Raw genomic sequence first — 18,454 nt, 5'->3', positions numbered from 1 at the left:
ACAGATTCAGAAAACTACAACGTTATTGTGGGTTGTTCTGCAGTTGAATATACGGGATATGTAAAAAACATCACTTCGAATCACAACGCAAAAAGGCTGTTCGGACACTGAATTCGGTGTCCGAACAGCCTTTTTGAGCTATGCTTTCATGAAGTTGGAGAATAGACGCTTAATGTAACACAAATTGTTGGAGGGCTGCGCCGCCCTTAAACACCATGCACAACTGATCTATCTCATGTTCCGTCTCCAGGTTACAGCGTACTGTTTTCCATTCGGGATCCTTTCCATTTACAGACCCAGGCCCCGGGACGACACAGGTCCCCAGCAACGGCCCTTCCGGACCTCCAGCTCGAATCTCAAGAGTACCAGCTTTTCCAAAAGCAGCGACCCTGCCCTCAAACGCACGGGCTTGTCGGAAGGCATTGTCATAAAATGAAATCCACGAGGATTGACCTTCGCGATATAACGGTTCACCTGAAGCAATTGCGCGGACAGCTGAACGCCCTTCCAGACATTCATCCAGAAGAACACCTGCATATGCATCGTAATTTTCCGCATAAGTAGGCAGATTCAGCGCACGTGCAGGAATGATTTCCCCTTCGATGTGAATTTCAGCTGTCTGACGAATATCTGATGAGGAACGACCAACCATGATTGACCAGGAAGCTGTTTCAAGGCAATATCTGTCACGAGTGACATCCCACAGAGCCAGCTTCTCCATAGGAATTTCGAAAGAGAGCTTCTCTTCAGCGCCGGAGGCAACATGAATCCGCCGAAAGCCGATCAACTGTCTTTGCGGGCGTTTCACCCTGGAAGTTCGCGCGTGTCCATACAGTTGAACCACTTCATCACTGTCATAAGGCCCTTTGTTCTCGACCTGTACCTCAATCTTCAGCACATCTTCTCCAGAAGCTCCCTGTCCCCGATCCACTTGGATCGATTTATACTCAAATTCTGAATAGGTCAACCCATGACCAAAGGGAAACAGAACCGGGCCTTCATGATACATATAAGTTGTACCGTTAAGAATGATATCATAATCCATGATATCAGGAAGCTGCGATTCATCCTCATACCAGGTCATGTTTAATCTGCCAGCAGGCGCATAATTTCCAAGCAGAACATCGGCAACCGCATTTCCCAATTCCTGCCCTGCATGTGTCAGGTATACCATTGCCGGAGCCACATCTTTCAACTCTTGCAGTACAAATGGATAACTGCCCACAATGACAACCACCGTATTCGGGTTCACATTGCAGACTTCCTTCACCAGCCGAACCTGATCAGGCGGAAGCAGCAGACTAGGGCGATCGATTTCCTCTTTACCGTTAATATACGGACTATTACCGACAACAACGACAGAGACGTCGTTGTTCTGTGCAGCTTCTCTCGCCTGCTCTATTCCGTTAGCAATCACATCCAGCTTGAACACAGCAGATTCCTGCATTCCTTCAATCGCCAAGTCCTCATCTGTTTGTTCCGTCATTGGAGAAAGCACCCGCTGCCCCTGCTGTTCATTCAACGCCAACGGAACCCCATTCCATGAACGCATCGTACTGTTTCCATCCGCTAGTGAATTAATCTGTATCACTTCCTTGACGAACCAGCCACCAATCTCCGGTGCATTCGCCTGATAAATGCCCTGTTCGGTTAACGAAACATAGCGATTATTCTTCACACTGCGAAGCGTGTGACTTCCCCAGCCCCAATCCTGATGGATGAACTCGGCTGTCTCTGCACTGCCTTCCGGCGCGGCAACAAGCTTTCCTTCAGCACCAAGCGTAATTACCTTTCCATCGCCTGTCCTCAGGATTATGCGATCATTCCCATCTACAAAAGATACTTCTGCTCCGGCAAGCTGCTTGCGCAGTCCTTCAAGAGCGGTAACACGATAAGGCAGCGTGCCGCTGTACCAATCGGTATAGACCACATCCGCAAGGGGGCCAATCACACTAACTTTTTGCAACGTTTTTGCATGGAGTGGAAGCAGACCCTCGTTTTTGAGTAAAACAATAGACTCGGCAGCCGCTCTATAGCTTAACTTTCCATGTTCAGGTGCACACAATACAGACTCCGTTATCGAAGCGTATGGATTAAGCCCCGTCTGATCCAGTTGGCCAAGCCGCATCCGCACGCCAAAAATATTACGAATGGCCCGATCAAGATCCTCGACCTCCAGCAAGTTCCGCTCAAGCGCCTCTTCCAAGGCAGATACGACTAAATCAACCTCGTCCGTCAAACAGTCCACGCCTGCCTTTATAGCACCTGCCGCCGATTCCGCATGCGAGGCATGATAACCATGATAATTGACCGTCTGGGACAAGTCTCCCCCGTCACAGACGATAAATCCAGGCATGGCCCACTCACCCTTGACCACATCATTCACATATGGACTTTCAATGGCTGGTGTGCCGTTGATGGAATTGTATGCCGTCATCATCGACAAGGCACCGCCTTCTACGAAAGGCGTCTCAAATGCTTTTAAATAATATTCACGCAAGTTGCGCGGATCGATGCTGGATGAACAATTTAACCGATCCTTCTCATTATTGTTGGCAAAAAAGTGCTTCAGCGTCGCTACCATTTTCAGATAGAAAGAGTGATTTCCCTGCATGCCTTTCACAAGCGCTGCCGACATTTCACCCGTCAGTACGGGGTCTTCACCATAACCTTCTTCCGTTCTGCCCCAACGCGGATCACGTTCCAGATCGACGGTTGGTGCCCATAAAGTCAAGCCATGGCGTTCAGGTGCACGATGGTGGTATGCTCTGGCTTCATCTCCGATGACGGAGCCAATCTCACGCATGAGCCTCGTATTCCAGGTGCTCGACAAACCGAGAGGTTGCGGAAACACGGTAGCCTCGCCGATCCAGGCAACCCCGTGAGCCGCCTCACCTCCAACGTTGTAGCCAGGTATTCCCAATCGGGGCACGGCGGCTTCACGAGTAGGAATTAATCGAATCTTCTCCTCGGTTGTCAGACGCGCGATCAAATCATCCAGCCGTTCTTCCAAGGACAATGTTGCGTCCCACATTGGATATTGAACATACTCCTTCATGCTAAGCCCTCCTACGCATTAGTTAAGTTTGAGTTGCTTCCATTGTTCCAATAGATTCCGTGTACGTTTGCAATACTTCTGTCCTGTCTCCGGCTGATCTACCTGATGCTCATGGACATATGCATTAAAGTAAGAGGAAAGTATCCGATAGGCAAGTCGGCGAGCCTGCCCCTCATCAGACATATCCTGTGGGTGACCATAGCCTTCATGAAAAGCAGCTGATTCTGTCGATAAAATGGCTTCAAACTCCCTGTCGGCAAACATGGAACGATCCCCATCAATAAGGGCGGCAATGTTTAGCTCCCCGTTTTCCTCATGGACAAGCACGTTAGCTTCCCACAGATCATTATGCACAAGAACCGGAACAGCCACCTGGTCAAATAAATCCTTATTTTTTATGAACATATCTGCAATCTCTTGTCCCACACCTGGCATATACCCGGCTTGTGACGCTTTGAGGGCCGTCTCTTCTGCAAAAGAGTGCAGCACCTCGGACCATTGATTCGAGCCTTTAATCGTCCCATCGCCCTGCGGCCAGCCAAACGAGGTACCCTCAATCTGATGCATGACAGCGGTATAAGCGCCGAGCTGATGATATAATCGCTCTTTATCTGCTTCCGAAATCGATGGATGATCCAGCTGCTTGCTGGGGATAAACTCCATAAACATGTACGTTCTCGGAATGATCGATCCGCTATCATCACAGGCAATAATGTTTGGAGCGGGAATGCCGACCTTATGGTAGTAGTCATAAACAACAGGTTCGGCCGCCATCATCGTACGTTCAAATGAAAATAACGGATCGCTCGCAGAACCGGACGGCATTACTACCCGCTCTGGGGCCAAACGCAAAATCACATCCGTAACCGATGCATGTTCAAGCTGAATCCGGTACGTTGTATTAAAAAGTCCACCATGCAGAAGAGCAAAATTCTTTACGATGGTAGCGGTTCCAAAATTTTTCTCCACCAGATGGTGCAGCATCTCTGCTGTAATGGTTTGATGTAACCCTGAATTCATTGTGATCATTTTATTTAATCCCCTATCTTTATCTGTCGCTAGCAATTTAAATGATACTACCATTTCCTTGCTGGAACCATACTTCCATGGCTCGACAGTAAACAAACAGACGGCACCTTCCGGCACCGCCCTTCTGTCATCAATACATATTACAGTTGAATGGTAAGCGAGCTTGTACCTGCTGCTGCCGTAACGACAACACCATTGGCACCAGACACTTGGGAGCCGCCCTCCACGCTGGATACACTCTCCATGCCACGCAGCACGAGATTCCATGGTTTGCCTGCACCTTCAGCACGAACTTCCAGAACAGAGCCGTTACGGGATACGTTAACAACCAACTCCTGCTCAGCATTTTGGTTTACAACCACCGCTTGAGCGGAGTTGCCGTCAGCCAGTTCGAACAAGTGAAGGGATACATTATCCGCAAAGTCATAATCCGGTTTGCTATCCACAGCACCAACAGCAATCAGGCTGTTTGGCTTAACCATCATTGGCAGTGTTTTGAAGTCATGGTTTTCGCTAATCCAGCGTCCACCTTCAACTTTAGCACCTGTCAGATAGTTGGTCCATGTACCTTCAGGCAGGTAATAACGAACATCACCCTCCTTGTTGAAGATTGGAGCCACCAGGATCGAATCACCAAACATGTATTGTGTATCCAGGCTGTATGTTGTTGGATCGTCAGGGAAATCCAGCAGCATAGCGCGCATCATCGGAATACCTTTTACAGTCGACTCCACCGCAGAATTGTAGAGATACGGCATCAAGCTGATTTTGAGTTTGGTAAAGTCACGAACAACGTCCACGGATTCCTCGTCGAACAGCCAAGGCACACGATACGAAGTACTTCCGTGTAAGCGGCTGTGAGAAGATAAAAGTCCGAATTGCACCCAGCGTTTATATACGTCAGGGGTTGCTGTACTCTCAAAGCCACTGATATCATGGCTCCAGAATCCGAAACCGGAAAGTCCAAGAGAGAGACCGCCTCGAAGTGATTCAGCCATGGATTCATAAGTAGAAGAGCAGTCTCCACCCCAGTGAACCGGGAACTGTTGACCACCTGCTGTTGCAGAGCGTGCAAACAGGGCAGCTTCATTTTTGCCAATCTTTTCTTCGAGCAATTCAAATACAGCTTTGTTATAGAGCTGTGTATAATAGTTGTGCATTTTAACCGGATCAGAGCCATCAAAGTACACGACATCTGTCGGAATTCTTTCACCAAAGTCAGTTTTGAATGAATCAACACCTTGATCAAGCAGGACTTCCAGCTTGCTCTTATACCAATTCACAGCATCCGGATTCGTGAAATCAACCAGAGCCATGCCTGCTTGCCACATATCCCATTGCCATACGCTGCCATCCGCTGTTTTTACCAGATAACCGTTCTCCATACCTTCATCGAACAAGTAGGATTTTTCAGCGATATAAGGATTGATCCAAGCACAAATTTTAAGACCTTTTTCTTTCAGACGTGCAAGCATGCCTTCCGGATCGGGGAACATTGCTTCATCCCATACGAAATCAGACCATTGGTATTCCTTCATCCAGAAACAGTCAAAATGGAATACAGACAGCGGAAGATCACGTTCAGCCATACCATCTACGAAATGGTTAACGGTTGCTTCATCATAATCCGTTGTGAATGATGTGGTCAGCCACAGACCAAACGTCCATGCCGGTGGAAGCGCTGGTTTACCTGTTAATTTCGTATAATTATCAAGTACATCCTTTGGATTGTCACCGCCGATAATGAAGTATTCCAACGTCTCGCCTTCTACGCTGAACTGCACTTTAGATACATTCTCAGATGCAATCTCATACGATACGCGTTCAGGATGGTTTACAAATACGCCATATCCCTTATTGGACAAATAGAAAGGAATGTTTTTATAGGACTGCTCGCTGCTTGTACCGCCGTCCTCATTCCAAGTATCAACCACTTGACCATTCTTAACAAACGGTGTGAAGCGCTCACCAAGTCCGTAAACGTATTCACCAATGCCGAGATCAAGCTGCTCGCGGAAGTACGCTTCCTTACTCGGACCTGTAATATAACCAGCCGCTCTTTGACCACTACCTGTAATCCGTTTTCCTCCATACAGGAAGCTGACGTCCCACCCATTCGTTTTGTCGATTTGAACTTCCAGATTGCCGCTTTTCAAAACAGCACCTTGTTCATTTTTCGAGATGTCAACGTTCACATCTTGATGGTTAAGCTCAAATTCAGGCCCTTTTTTCACTCCGCCCTTATGGTGATTCAAGGTTACACGGATAACGTTAGGCATAGGTGAGCTGTACGTCGCTTTAAGCAATGTACCATTCAACGTATCGCCTTTGGTACGAATATATTTAGTTGCCGCATATACGGTCAAAGAATCCTCTTTTGGCACAATATCACGAATGTCAGTCGGGTTTTGAATGTGGTACCCTTCACGAGTCATCCAGAATCCATCAGTAAATTTCATGTTTTCTTTCCCCCTTCGGTTATACTATAATAATATTGACATTAATAACGAATTTCTTCTCATATTTTGACCAAATATATCACGATTTTGATATTTCTTATCCGTTTCCTTATAAACATCACCAATCTATGGGAACGTTTACATTAATAATGATGCAAAAGGAGAATCTCCTATGGAACGTGAACGATTACGGGAAAACCGGATTCACGGCAATGCCATGTATCCCGTCAGTGTGTACCCGGATATTCAGCAGTTGAATGGCGACAGCATTCTGGATTGCCACTGGCATGATGAGATGGAGTTCACCATGGTGACTCAGGGCAGTGCTGTTTTTCAAATCGATATGAATACGGTAGAGGTTCAGGCGGGCGAAGCCATATTTATCAATCGGGGTGAGATTCATGCAGGCTATCTAAAGGGTGATGTCCCCTGCGTTTTTTCGTCCATTGTATTTAACCCGGAGCTGTTAGGCAGTCGGACATTCGATGCTGTACAGGAGAAATTCGTGGGCCCCCTTGTACACAAAACGATTCTTCCTCCTTACCATATCCGTGCCGATGAAGCGTGGGGACAAGAGATTCTTCATCATTTAAAACGAATTTTCGCTGATCATGCCACTGGGACAGCCACCTGTGAGATGACAACGAAGGCTTACCTCTATCTTATCTTTGCACAATTGTTTGAACATATGAGACCTGCCCCACTTAAAGGAACCGTTTCGGCAGGCAGCCATGATAAAGTGGAACGCCTGAAATCAGTGTTAAGCTATATTCACAAGCGTTATCCCGAACCACTCAAGTTGAAAGAACTGGCGGATGAAGCCAATATGAGCGAAGGACACTTTTGCCGCTTTTTCAAACAAATGGTGCAGAAAAGCCCGGTCGACTATATCAACTATTATCGTGTTCAGCAGGCCTGTTATCAGCTTGAGAATACCGACCACAAAATTGTGGATATTGCCATGGACGTCGGCTTCGAGCATTTAAGCTACTTCATTACAACGTTCAAGAAACACAAGAATACGACCCCATCCCAATACCGCAAAATGTTTTATGAGAAAGTGGAGATGGAACCTGCGCTGATCTAGTCGTAAACTTTATGAAGTTTCCTGAACACTGTAGCCGCGATCGTTCACTGCTTTCCACTTGTGGATCTTATAAACAAAAGGTGCCACAGCTCGTTTGAAGTGCGACTTGTTCACTTGACAGGTCGCACTTCAGTTCGGCTATAAGCACCTTTTTCTTTCTGATGGATGGAATTTATTTCTTTAATAGCTCCCATGAGCTGTACTCATGGACCGAAAAGCCGTTAAACGACGATTGTGTACTCGCCATTTTCTCAACCAATTGGAGCTGTGCTTCCATATACGCTGTACCTTCTTCATAAAAGGTGATAAAGTCGCCTTCCTTGCTCTGCTTGGTCTCCACGGCAATGGATACCGTTTTGCCCAGTAGTGCCGCTTCCTCAAGCTCATCCTTCGCTACTTTATAGATAGCCGCAGCCGTATCCCGATACGCCATAATGGTGATTGAATCGAACTTGCGGATCATCCAGCTGCTTACATTCATCGTTGAACCCGGAATCTTGTAACCATCAAGCCAGAAGGGCAGGTCTGCGGCTACAGGCATTTTCATCCGAGCGGCCCGATCAACTATATATTGAACGTTCCCCTGCCACTGTGTAATCACACTGGCCTGATTTGTTTTCCACTCTGGATGAACATGAGGTTCAATGTCCAGATGAATGCCTGCAAATTTCTCATTGGGCTCTACTTGATTTTGATATGCTTCAACCCAGTTCAGAAAATCGGCAATTTGCTGCCGGCTCTCGGTCAATCCCCAGGCAGGTCTGCCATCCATGACGTCCACGGCAATATTTTTCTCTCTGGCCATACGAATGAAATCCGTATAGTACGGAAGCTTCACATCCCGATTCATTTGTAGGTAGATCGTATTGATTTTGTTCACAGTCGCAAACTTCAGAACGAGCTGAGGGTTACTTTGAATCTGCATGGTGTCCCATAACCAGGTTGCTCTCACCGATCCCTGTACCGTTCCATGGATGGTTTCATAACTGTCAACTGAACCCAGTGCAGTGGCCTTGCAAGTGTAGGTATTGCTCGTTAACAGCATGAAACAACTTATGAACAAAACTAAATATTGACCCCTTTTGCTTTTCATATTTATACACTCCCTTTGATGTTTGCAGCTCTGACGTGCAAATCTCGATGAAATTCTATCGTTTTATATTCATTCAAAGGCACAGATTCGAAGTACGACTATTTACATTGCTTCTATATGCAACATCATCTCTAAGACTCACGACGAAAGAATCATATAACATTATTTCGGGTATACACACTTCTGTATTTATAGTCCTTAAGACTCATTTATAGAAAATATTATAAATTAAGCTTTATTTACACCTATCTTGAGTCATTCATTACATATGAACCACAAACGACCGAAGACCTAGAAAGCGCTTTCCATCTAAACGCAAAAAAGGCCGCCTAAGACGACCTTCATTTTCCTTCCCGCTTCAAGGACAAACGGATGTGGTTGATTCGTTATTCGTTAGTTCCCAGCTGGTGCAGCCGGTGTATTCTCCACCATTTCATCAAACAGGGATACCAGCTCAATGCCTTCTGCCGAAATGCGTACCAGACCTTTGTCGGACAAACGCAGTTCCGGGATCACAACTAGCGCCAGCAGGGACAGCGTCATGAAGGCGTTATTTAACGTACAGCCAGCAGACTGCAGTGCTTCACTGACAGCAGCAGATTGGACTGCCACCTTTTCGAAAGATTCTGTTGACATCAAGCCCGCAATTCGCAATGGGAATTCGGTCACACCGGAGGTAGTCACAACGGCTACGCCGCCTTGCATTTTAATGACCCGGTTACCTGCCTCAGCCATCAATGCGTCATCATTACCGATAATGAGCAGATTGTGGCTGTCATGAGCAACGGTCATGGCAATGGCCGCAGGACATGTAAAACCAATGCCTCCTACAAGCGCAACAGCACGATTTCCCGTTTGTTTATGACGCTCCAGCACCGCGATTTTGCAAATTTCACCAGAAGCCGGAATGACGACATTACCATGTTCCACCGCGACATTCACATGCTTTTCTTTCGTATCCACATGATTCTCTGTCACATGAATGACTTTCGCTCCAATCATACCTTCGGTAATCGGCGCGGACAGCTCCATGTCCTTCGGCTGGATATTGGCCTCCAGTTTCACTGTGTTCAGCGCCTCTTCCGGATAGATGAAGCCATCCCATACCGCTGTCATTTTGCCGTTCTCTGCCACAACATGCCCCGCGGCAATCGTCATCCCTACACGGACATCCGCCAAACGTCCATCGAGCAAAATAATGTCGGCGATATTCCCCGGGATCACGGCACCTACGTCACGGGCTACGCCGAAGCGTTCAGCCGTATTGATGGTTGCCATCTGGAAAGCCGTGACCGGCTTCACCCCTTGCGAAATAGCCAATCGAACGACAAAATCCATATGACCTTCCTTGAGCAATGACTCGGAACTTCGATCATCGGTCACCAGCATCATGCGGCGTGTATCCAAACCAAGCTCTGTGCAGGCTTTGATCGTTTCCGCAACGTCATGCCATGCAGAGCCCTGACGCATTTTGGCATACATGCCAAGCCGCAGACGTTCCACCACATCTTCCTTCGTAACACATTCATGATCCCCCGTAACGCCACTTGCTGCATAGGCTGGCAGACGCCAGTCATCCGCTGCCCAGGTGAAGTGACCGTCGGCCACCTTGCCTGCTCGCAGCGTTGCCTGAATCTCACCAATCATCGTCTCGTCGCCATAAACAACCCCTGGGAAGTTCATCACTTCGCCTAGACCAATCATATCCGGCCCCCAGGATAGAGCTTCCGCCACTTCTTCCGGTCCAATATACGCACCTGTTGTCTCCAGTCCCGGATGTGTGGAAGGAACACAGGAAGCCACCTGCATATAAGCAGCCATTGGGGTCGTACGTGCTTCATCCAGCATTAATCGCAGACCTTTCAGTCCAAGCACATTGGAAATCTCATGCGGGTCAAAGAAACCACCGGTTGTACCGGAAGGCAGAACGGCTCTTGCAAACTCGGTTACTTTCATTTGAGTACTTTCAATGTGACAGTGCCCATCCAGCAATCCGGGCGCAATGTATTTGCCTTCAGCCTCAATGATGCGTGTATGTTCTCCGATCGTATGGCTTACATCTTTGCCTACATATGCAATCCGGGCTCCCTGTACCGCTATGGACATCCCTGGTAAAATCTCACCCGAAATTACATTAACCAGCGTTCCGCCCCGAATGACCAATGTTGCAGGCAAGTCTCCCCGTGCTGTTGCTACCAGATCCGGTACACAATCCGCCATTAACGGGCGTTCAAAAGATGGTGTGTTCATGTTGCTGCCTCCTTCATGAAATAAACGATCCAAAAAAAATAGATTGTTACGATTATATGAGTCCCGACCCTCTGTGTAAAGAAAATTCACACCTATTGTGCATCAACACAAATGATGGATCATTTTTTATCTATGAAACCTAATCCATCTGATCTTATGTCAGAAGCCGTATCATTGTAATTCGCGCACAGTGTAATGATCGCCTGTAGCACTTCGACGTTAGCCTTATTTGTGATATTTCTTACACCAAAGTCCAACCTTATGGAGTTTCTTATTCCCCACATCGTATTCCGCAATACACAGAAAGACTTCCGTCCCATTGAACGGAAGCCTTCTTCACGAACGTGAAAGATAAAGTTAATCGGCTTGGGCCGCAGATACTTTACCCATGTCATATAATTCTTCGGACTGAGATGTAATGAACGGACTTGGTTTACCCAGGCAGTACACGTGCAGCAAGTGCATGGCTCGAGTACAAGCGGTGTAGAACAGCTTGCGTTCATGCTCCTGGGCGTATTGTTCTGCAGAGCCATCATAGATCAGCACAGCATCAAACTCCACACCTTTGGCCAGATAAGCAGGGATGATATGCACACCACGTTCAAAGGCCAGTGTTGTTTTTTTGATTAACTTCGGCGCCGCAGGCAGTACTTTGCTTAACACCTCATGTACGTCCTTGCTCTCTTCCGCCGTCTTGCAGATGACTGCAACCGATTCGTACCCTTCCTGAATCAGGTGACGGAGATCGGCTGTAATAACTTCCAAATGCTCCTGCTCATTGGAAGAGACGATCACTTTCGGCTTTTCCCCGCTCCGGTTAAAAGGAACGATCTCGTCACCACCAGGCACCATGCCGCGGGTAAACTCCACGATCTCCTGTGTTGAACGATAGCTTCTCGTCAGTTCAATTACTTCTGTATTTTCCGGTCCATAGAGGTTAGTCAGCGGTCCCGTTCCACGCAATACCGAGGAATGGGCATAGATAGCCTGATTGAAATCTCCGAGTGCCGTCATTTTAGCTCTAGGGAATAACCTTTTCATAAAGGCCAGTTGAAATGCAGAGTAATCCTGAGCCTCATCAATAATCACATGACGGATATTGGAGTTAATATGGAACCCGAGCAGCAATTCACGCAAATACAAATAAGGTGTGATATCCTCATACGCCAGCTCCTGTGCTTTCATCCTGCGAAGAGTCATGTCCCCAATCTCTTCCCAGTATGGAGGCAATGCTTCCTCCCCCAATAGGCGGATCATCTGAGCCCGATCGTTGAATAAATGCGCGTACAGCTGACGAACATCGACAAAACGCAAGGATTTGATCCATTTGCGCAAAGGCTTGAGCCGATCACTCACAACCATGCGGGCGAGTATTTCTCTTTCCTGCTGGAAATCATCGAAGGTGTCCGACTTCCCTTTTTGCTTTCGCTTCAGGCGTTGATAGGCACGTTGCAGATCCTCGGGCTCCATCAGATCCAGTTGTTGATCTACCCAAGGAGCCTCCAATTCCCCTTTACCGAACGCAGATAGCTCTTTGAGCATCCAGTCTCGCAGTATTTCCAGACGATTCACCAGCTTAACGGATGACTCAAAACTGTAAAATTTCTCGGCCATGGCCTCTGCCGTGACTACAGCCCGCCCTTGGAATCGAACTGGCTTGAACTTCATGCCTTCCGTTAGCATGCTGTCCTTGTACCGTGTAATGACCTTGAGGAAGGAATCAGACGATTTGAATCGAATACCGGACATACGCGCTTCGTACTGAGGATCTTCTGTTCCGGTGAGCACGTATTCAAGTTGAATGAATGGATCTTCCAGCTGATATTCACGTCCCAGACGGCGTTCCAAATATTCCTGGAACGTCGTTTGCAACATATTTTCCTCTCCAAGCTCAGGCAGAACGGTGGAAACATAACTGTTGAACATCGGGTTGGGCGAAAAAAGGACCATCTGATCCGCTTGCAAATGCTCGCGGTATTTATAGAGAAGATACGCCACACGCTGAAGTGCAGCGGATGTTTTACCACTGCCCGCAGCTCCCTGTACGATCAGCATGCGAGTCCGATCATTACGGATAATTCGGTTTTGCTCCTTTTGGATTGTTGCCACAATGCTTTTCATCTGTGCATCCGAGGTTCGGCTGAGGACGGCCTGCAACAGCTCATCCCCAATCGTAACTCCAGTGTCAAACATAAAGCGGATACGTCCATCCCGAATGACAAACTGCCGCTTCATCTCAATATCGCCGTTAATCTCTCCACTTGGTGTATGATACGTAACCGGACCCGGCGCACCATCATAATACAGGTTCGATATGGGTGCCCGCCAGTCATATACAAGAAAAGATTCTTCGTTCTCATCCAGCAACGATGCAATCCCCAGATAAATGCGTTCAGCATGCGGAAAGCCGTCTTCCTTAAAATCAATGCGTCCGAAATAAGGTGAATGGTGCAGCCGTTTCATTTTGTCCAGTGCTGCTGCCGTATTTAGATGACTACGCTCCCGGTCAGACAGAACCTGTGATTGCTGCCGCATGCTGGTGGAGGTCTCACCCACGTCATCCGCTTCGCTGAAGTTCATGGTGACTTCGTCCCAGAAGTCTTTTCTCATGCCCACAACTTCGTCCCGGAAGGAACCGACCTCTTTTTCTAGGATGTCGATTTTCCGTTCAATCTGTTCGGTTACAATGTTGACCCGCTGCTGTTCCTCGCTCCATTGCTGGTCTGTACTCATATGTTAATACGCCCCTCTTTCCCCGGATTGTGTCCTCAAAAAGCCCATTTGACAAGCCCGAAAAGGCTATGGTATAATTAATTAGAAAGTAAACATTTTAATTTTATGTTAATTAGTTCTAATTTTATGAAAACCATTTTTTATTGTACCAGTGACTGCGTCCCGTTGCAAGCGGAGGCGTTTTTTGTTGTTTTTATTTATTCTTTTAACTGATTTGTCTTTCTGATGTTTCTTGTATTATTACCCAAGAACGACCTTGCTATGGTTAGACACCCTTTATTTCCGTAATTCTTCGATGGTTTCCTTCCAGCGAGTCACCGCTTCAGACTCATCCTTTAATTGAAATGTTATGCCTGAAGTAATCTCTGCATATGGTGCTTGATCCACACGTACATTCACCACTTGAGCTTCAAAACGATCTCTTGGATACATAAATTCCCCAATCTGAGGTAACGGACTCACTTCCAGACGAATATGCAGCAGACGTTGCTCATGAACTGCAATCAAGGTAGCCTTGCCTGTTCGGCTCATATTCATACTTGTCTGGGTTCCTTGCCATAACGCCAGTCTAAGCCGCGTTGGACTGATGGCAATCACTTCTCCCATGCTGATCATTGCCTGATGGGGCCAGGCATCTTCGGACACCGTTAACAATTGCATCGCTTCATGCTGCTTCTGCTCCAGATGATCACCACTCAGCCACTCTATCCATTTGGCGTCTAGCTTTGGTACATTCATTTCTATATCCCTCGTTTCATTTAGATTCGGATTTCGTTGCATTCATTCCACTATGTATACAAAACAACCCGGACACGCGGTCCGGGCTAGTTGTGCTCCCATTGTATATGATGATCCCTCATCACTGCAATCTGTACTGCATGTTTAGGGCCATTTAAGCCAATTCAAAATGGTATCTTGCGAATCTTTGTCTTCACTGGATCCGTGTACATGCTCGGCAAGCCGATTCAATCGTTCCAGTTGATAGCCGTAATCATAGATCGCGGAAGCCACAATGGACAGTCTCAACATTCCATCCTGATTCTTATCAAACTGAGCAATCGCCTGTTCCATGAAACGATCATTGTCCAAAATGAACTGTGCCGCCTCTTCACCGTTCGGCTTCAGTTTATCTTCGAACTTGAGTAACGCATGTTCATGGAATTTGATGACCAGCTCCAGATGAGCATCAAAGAACTGATCCATTTCTGGTGTCCGCTGCGCCTGAAAATAATGGCGTTCTACCGAATCCAGCACATCAAATCCTTTTTGCAGACTCAGCAGCATCTGTTTGTACACAACCATCTGCCGGGTCTCGCTGAATTTGGAACGTTTCATCTTCTTCTGCTCTTCCTCAAACAAGTTATACTTGTCGGATAAGGATTTAATCGAACCACCCAAATTATTTTTCTCATCCCGGAATACGACTTCCTTGATCTCATCCGAGATGGATGTGCGCAGCAGCAGTGACATGCCACTGAACACACTCTGAATCTGTTTCACGAACTGAATCTTCGGCTTGGGCGGAAATACCGTAATATTAATAAGAAACGCAGATACAATGCCAACAAGCGTCAGCAGGAAACGATTCAATGCAAAATGCCAATCACCCGATGCTTCCATAATGGATACAACGGTTACCAGTGTCAGACCAACTGTCTCCCCCATATTCAATTTAAGACAAATCATTATAACCAGTACAATAATCAACCCGACGGCGATGGGTTCATTGGACAGCACCATGCCTCCCAGCAAGGCGACAATGGCACCAAGTGTAGTCGTTTGCAGCTGATCCAGGAAATACTTCCAGGACCGGTAGATGGATGGCTGCATGGCAAAGATGGCCGCGATTGCGGCGGGAACGGGAGATTGCGGGTTCAAGAACATGCTGCTAAGGTACAGGGCCAGCGTGACCGCGATTCCCGTCTTAAGTACACGTGCACCAAATGACATGGTGACCCCTCCTCTTCTTCAGTACTGATTTCGTTCGTTTGATCATTATCATTATTACCCCATATTTCTTTTTTTGCCCGAATCAATTCAGGAGAACGATTTATTGTATCATGGAAGGCTTGGGGTTACCATGCCCTGTATCCTGTTGATGAGTAGAATTCCATTTCCTACTACTTCTATGTACACAAAACAATACCCCACACTCCACTCTCGGAAGTAGGGGGTATTGTATGTTTAACTCAATCTGCGAAGGTTATGAAAACCTTCCTTCCCATTCACGTTTGAACTGCTCCACGAATTGCACCATAAAATCATGACGCTGCTCTGCCAGTTCCTTGCCATAGGACGTGTTCATCAGATCTTTTAGCTTAAACAACTTTTCGTAAAAGTGATTGATCGTAGTACTGCGTCCATTCCGGTATTCCTCCCGCGTCATCTGCTCTCGTGGAGGAAGGGCTGGATCATACATCTCGCGACCTCTTGCGCCGGCAAAAGCAAACGTACGCGCAATACCGATAGCGCCCAGCGCATCCAGGCGGTCCGCATCCTGCACCACCTTGGCTTCCAGCGATGAAACGGCAGGACGCTGTCCTCCTGCAAAGGAGATGGTGCTGATGATGTTTACCACAGCTTCCCGTGTATCTGCATCAAGTGGTTGGCTATCCAGCCACGCAATCAGCTTCGCCATCCCCACTTCCAGACTTTCGTTCAGCTTCTCATCTGGCACATCATGCAGTAATGCAGCCAGTTCACAGATGAAAGGATCGGCGCCCATACGATGTGCGAGTTCAACCGCAAGTGTGGTGACCCGTTCAATATGAGGCCAGTCATGACCATCCGTATGTGCGGCAGCGTCTCCCTGAACAAAAGCGCGAGCCGCACGAAGAATGGCCTCTCCTGTTAATGTTCCATCCACATGATCCTCATGACCCGATCGCTGCGCGCTTTGATTCGGATGTTGAGGGGATTTCTCTTGCATCTTACACTTCCCCGCCTTCGCGGGCTTGTTCACGCGGTATACGCCGTGCCACACCCGTCTTGACCGCTGCTTCAATCACGCGATTGCGCATCGATTTGACAATTTTATCGTTGAACACACTCGGGATAATGTAATACCGGGTACGTTCTTCATCCGAAATGGCTGAAGCAATTGCCTGGGCTGCAGCCAGCTTCATTTCCTCATTAATTTCACTTGCACGGCAGTCCAGAACCGCTCTGAACATCCCCGGAAAACACAGTACGTTATTGATCTGATTCGGATAATCGGAGCGACCTGTCGCCATGACAGCCACAATGTCCTCCACTACGGACGGCATAATCTCCGGTACCGGATTCGCCATGGCGAAAACAATGGGGTCGGCTGCCATGGTTTGCACATCTTCCCGAGTTAACAGATTACCACGGGACAGGCCGATGAAGACATCTGCTCCGCGAATTACATCACGAAGTGAGCCTGTCTCCAGCTCCGGATTGGTACGAGCCGCATAGTCGGTCCATACTTCATTATCATAGGAATTCGTCCTTACTAACGCCCCGTCACGATCGACACCAACCACCCGGTTCGCTCCCGCAGACAGCAGAATATTACTGCAAGCCACACCTGCTGCACCAATGCCACAGACAACGATTTTCACATCCGTAATGGATTTCCCTACCAGCTTAAGCGCGTTAATCAGACCTGCATACAGTACAACCGCCGTACCATGCTGGTCATCATGAAATACCGGAATATCCAGCTCCTCATTCAGGCGACGCTCAATTTCGAAGCAACGCGGAGACGAGATATCCTCCAGATTAATCCCGCCAAAAGCTGGTGAGATCGCTTTCACAGTTCGAATGATTTCCTCGGTATCTTGTGTATCCAGGCAGATTGGGAAAGCGTCCACTCCTGCAAACTGTTTGAACAACATCGCTTTACCTTCCATGACTGGCATTGCGGCACGTGGTCCAATGTTGCCGAGTCCAAGCACAGCGCTGCCATCCGATACTACGGCAACCGTATTCCGTTTGATTGTCAGCGAAAATGCTTTTCCAGGCTCTTCTGAAATGGCCGAGCATACCCGGGCTACATCCGGTGTATATACGCGTGACAGATCTTCCCGGTTATGAATCGGGACCTTCGGAGTAACTTCGATCTTGCCGCCCAAATGAAGCAGGAACGTCCGATCCGATACGTTAATAATGGATACACCTTTGAGCTGGCGCACCCCTTCTATAATTTTGCTGTTATCTTGTGCATCTGTTACGGCGACAGTCAAGTCGCGCACACTTACATCCTGATTGGTCGAAATCACGTCGATGGCAATGATATCCCCGCCAGCTTCCGAGATGGCCGAAGCGACTTCACCAAATTTGATATCCTTTGTTGTCATTTCCAGTCGAATAATGAAGCTGTTGCCGTCTAGATTCCTCTGATTCATTCCAATTCCTCCCAGACTGAAAGTCATGAGTTACAATGTTACCTGTTTGTCTTCGCTGCGCGGACACGTTTATCCTTTATCTTGCCCAGAAAAAGTACTCAACTTGATCTAATAATACAAAAAGGACCATCCTCTTCGTCTAATCGAGACGTTAAGGGTGACCCTTCTGTATGCTATATAAGTTGAACTAAAGAGTATTTACACTTGCCACTCCGATGACAGAACAACCTTCCGATCGCTGTTATCCCCAGATTTTTGATTCCTTTTTTCAAGGGGTAAAATCCGGTGATAAAGGCGAGGCGTATGCTTCCGATGCAGCTTTCTTACAGAAAGCCTGTAGCTTCACTTCTTCAGGTTATTTCTGTCCTCTCCGTT

General features: G+C 47.4%; 11 protein-coding genes. 1 reads left to right on the top strand and 10 read right to left on the bottom strand.

The window, feature by feature from the left end; all coding sequences use genetic code 11:
* Window positions 1-169: 169 nt before the first annotated feature.
* The 3 genes from JNUCC31_RS26610 to yicI form a co-directional block, all read right to left on the bottom strand.
* A complete protein-coding gene (locus JNUCC31_RS26610; protein WP_192266154.1) occupies window positions 170-3,058 on the bottom strand; it encodes a glycoside hydrolase family 3 C-terminal domain-containing protein in 2,889 nt (962 codons plus the stop codon).
* An 18-nt stretch (window positions 3,059-3,076) separates the two neighbouring features.
* Entirely contained in the window at window positions 3,077-4,087 is a 1,011-nt protein-coding gene (locus tag JNUCC31_RS26605) for a phosphotransferase family protein (protein WP_192266151.1), read from the bottom strand.
* 140 nt (window positions 4,088-4,227) lie between these two features.
* Window positions 4,228-6,546 carry an alpha-xylosidase gene (gene yicI / locus JNUCC31_RS26600; RefSeq protein ID WP_192266149.1) on the bottom strand — a complete coding sequence of 773 codons (2,319 nt, stop codon included), beginning with the start codon at window positions 6,544-6,546 and terminating at the stop codon, window positions 4,228-4,230.
* A gap of 172 nt (window positions 6,547-6,718) precedes the next feature.
* Between yicI and JNUCC31_RS26595 the strand changes: the two genes are divergently transcribed.
* The gene (locus JNUCC31_RS26595; protein WP_192266147.1) at window positions 6,719-7,633 is read left to right on the top strand and encodes an AraC family transcriptional regulator; all 915 of its coding nucleotides are present in this window, start codon (window positions 6,719-6,721) and stop codon (window positions 7,631-7,633) included.
* 172 nt (window positions 7,634-7,805) lie between these two features.
* Here the strand turns inward: JNUCC31_RS26595 and JNUCC31_RS26590 are convergent, their stop codons facing one another.
* From JNUCC31_RS26590 to JNUCC31_RS26560, 7 genes are all read right to left on the bottom strand, one after another.
* Window positions 7,806-8,678 (bottom strand): hypothetical protein, encoded by an 873-nt coding sequence (locus tag JNUCC31_RS26590; protein WP_228469263.1) that lies wholly within the window; start codon window positions 8,676-8,678, stop codon window positions 7,806-7,808.
* Between the two features lie 441 nt (window positions 8,679-9,119).
* Window positions 9,120-10,976, bottom strand: a complete 1,857-nt coding sequence (locus JNUCC31_RS26585) for an adenine deaminase (RefSeq protein ID WP_192266143.1) — start codon at window positions 10,974-10,976, stop codon at window positions 9,120-9,122.
* 357 nt (window positions 10,977-11,333) lie between these two features.
* Window positions 11,334-13,709 carry an RNA polymerase recycling motor HelD gene (helD, locus tag JNUCC31_RS26580; RefSeq protein WP_192266141.1) on the bottom strand — a complete coding sequence of 792 codons (2,376 nt, stop codon included), beginning with the start codon at window positions 13,707-13,709 and terminating at the stop codon, window positions 11,334-11,336.
* Window positions 13,710-13,985: 276 nt separating this feature from the next.
* Entirely contained in the window at window positions 13,986-14,447 is a 462-nt protein-coding gene (locus tag JNUCC31_RS26575; protein ID WP_192266139.1) for a pyridoxamine 5'-phosphate oxidase family protein, read from the bottom strand.
* 144 nt (window positions 14,448-14,591) lie between these two features.
* Window positions 14,592-15,659, bottom strand: coding sequence for an FUSC family protein (locus JNUCC31_RS26570; protein ID WP_192266137.1), 1,068 nt, complete (start codon window positions 15,657-15,659; stop codon window positions 14,592-14,594).
* A 253-nt stretch (window positions 15,660-15,912) separates the two neighbouring features.
* A complete protein-coding gene (locus JNUCC31_RS26565) occupies window positions 15,913-16,638 on the bottom strand; it encodes an HD domain-containing protein (protein WP_192266135.1) in 726 nt (241 codons plus the stop codon).
* Between the two features lies 1 nt (window position 16,639).
* Window positions 16,640-18,079: an NAD-dependent malic enzyme gene (locus JNUCC31_RS26560; protein ID WP_192266133.1), complete on the bottom strand. Its 1,440-nt coding sequence runs from the start codon at window positions 18,077-18,079 to the stop codon at window positions 16,640-16,642.
* Window positions 18,080-18,454 lie beyond the last annotated feature (375 nt).

It is taken from the genome of Paenibacillus sp. JNUCC-31 (genome assembly GCF_014844075.1).
GTDB lineage: Bacteria > Bacillota > Bacilli > Paenibacillales > Paenibacillaceae > Paenibacillus.
Note: the sequence above shows the minus strand (reverse complement) of the source record. Positions and strands in the feature narration are given on the sequence as shown.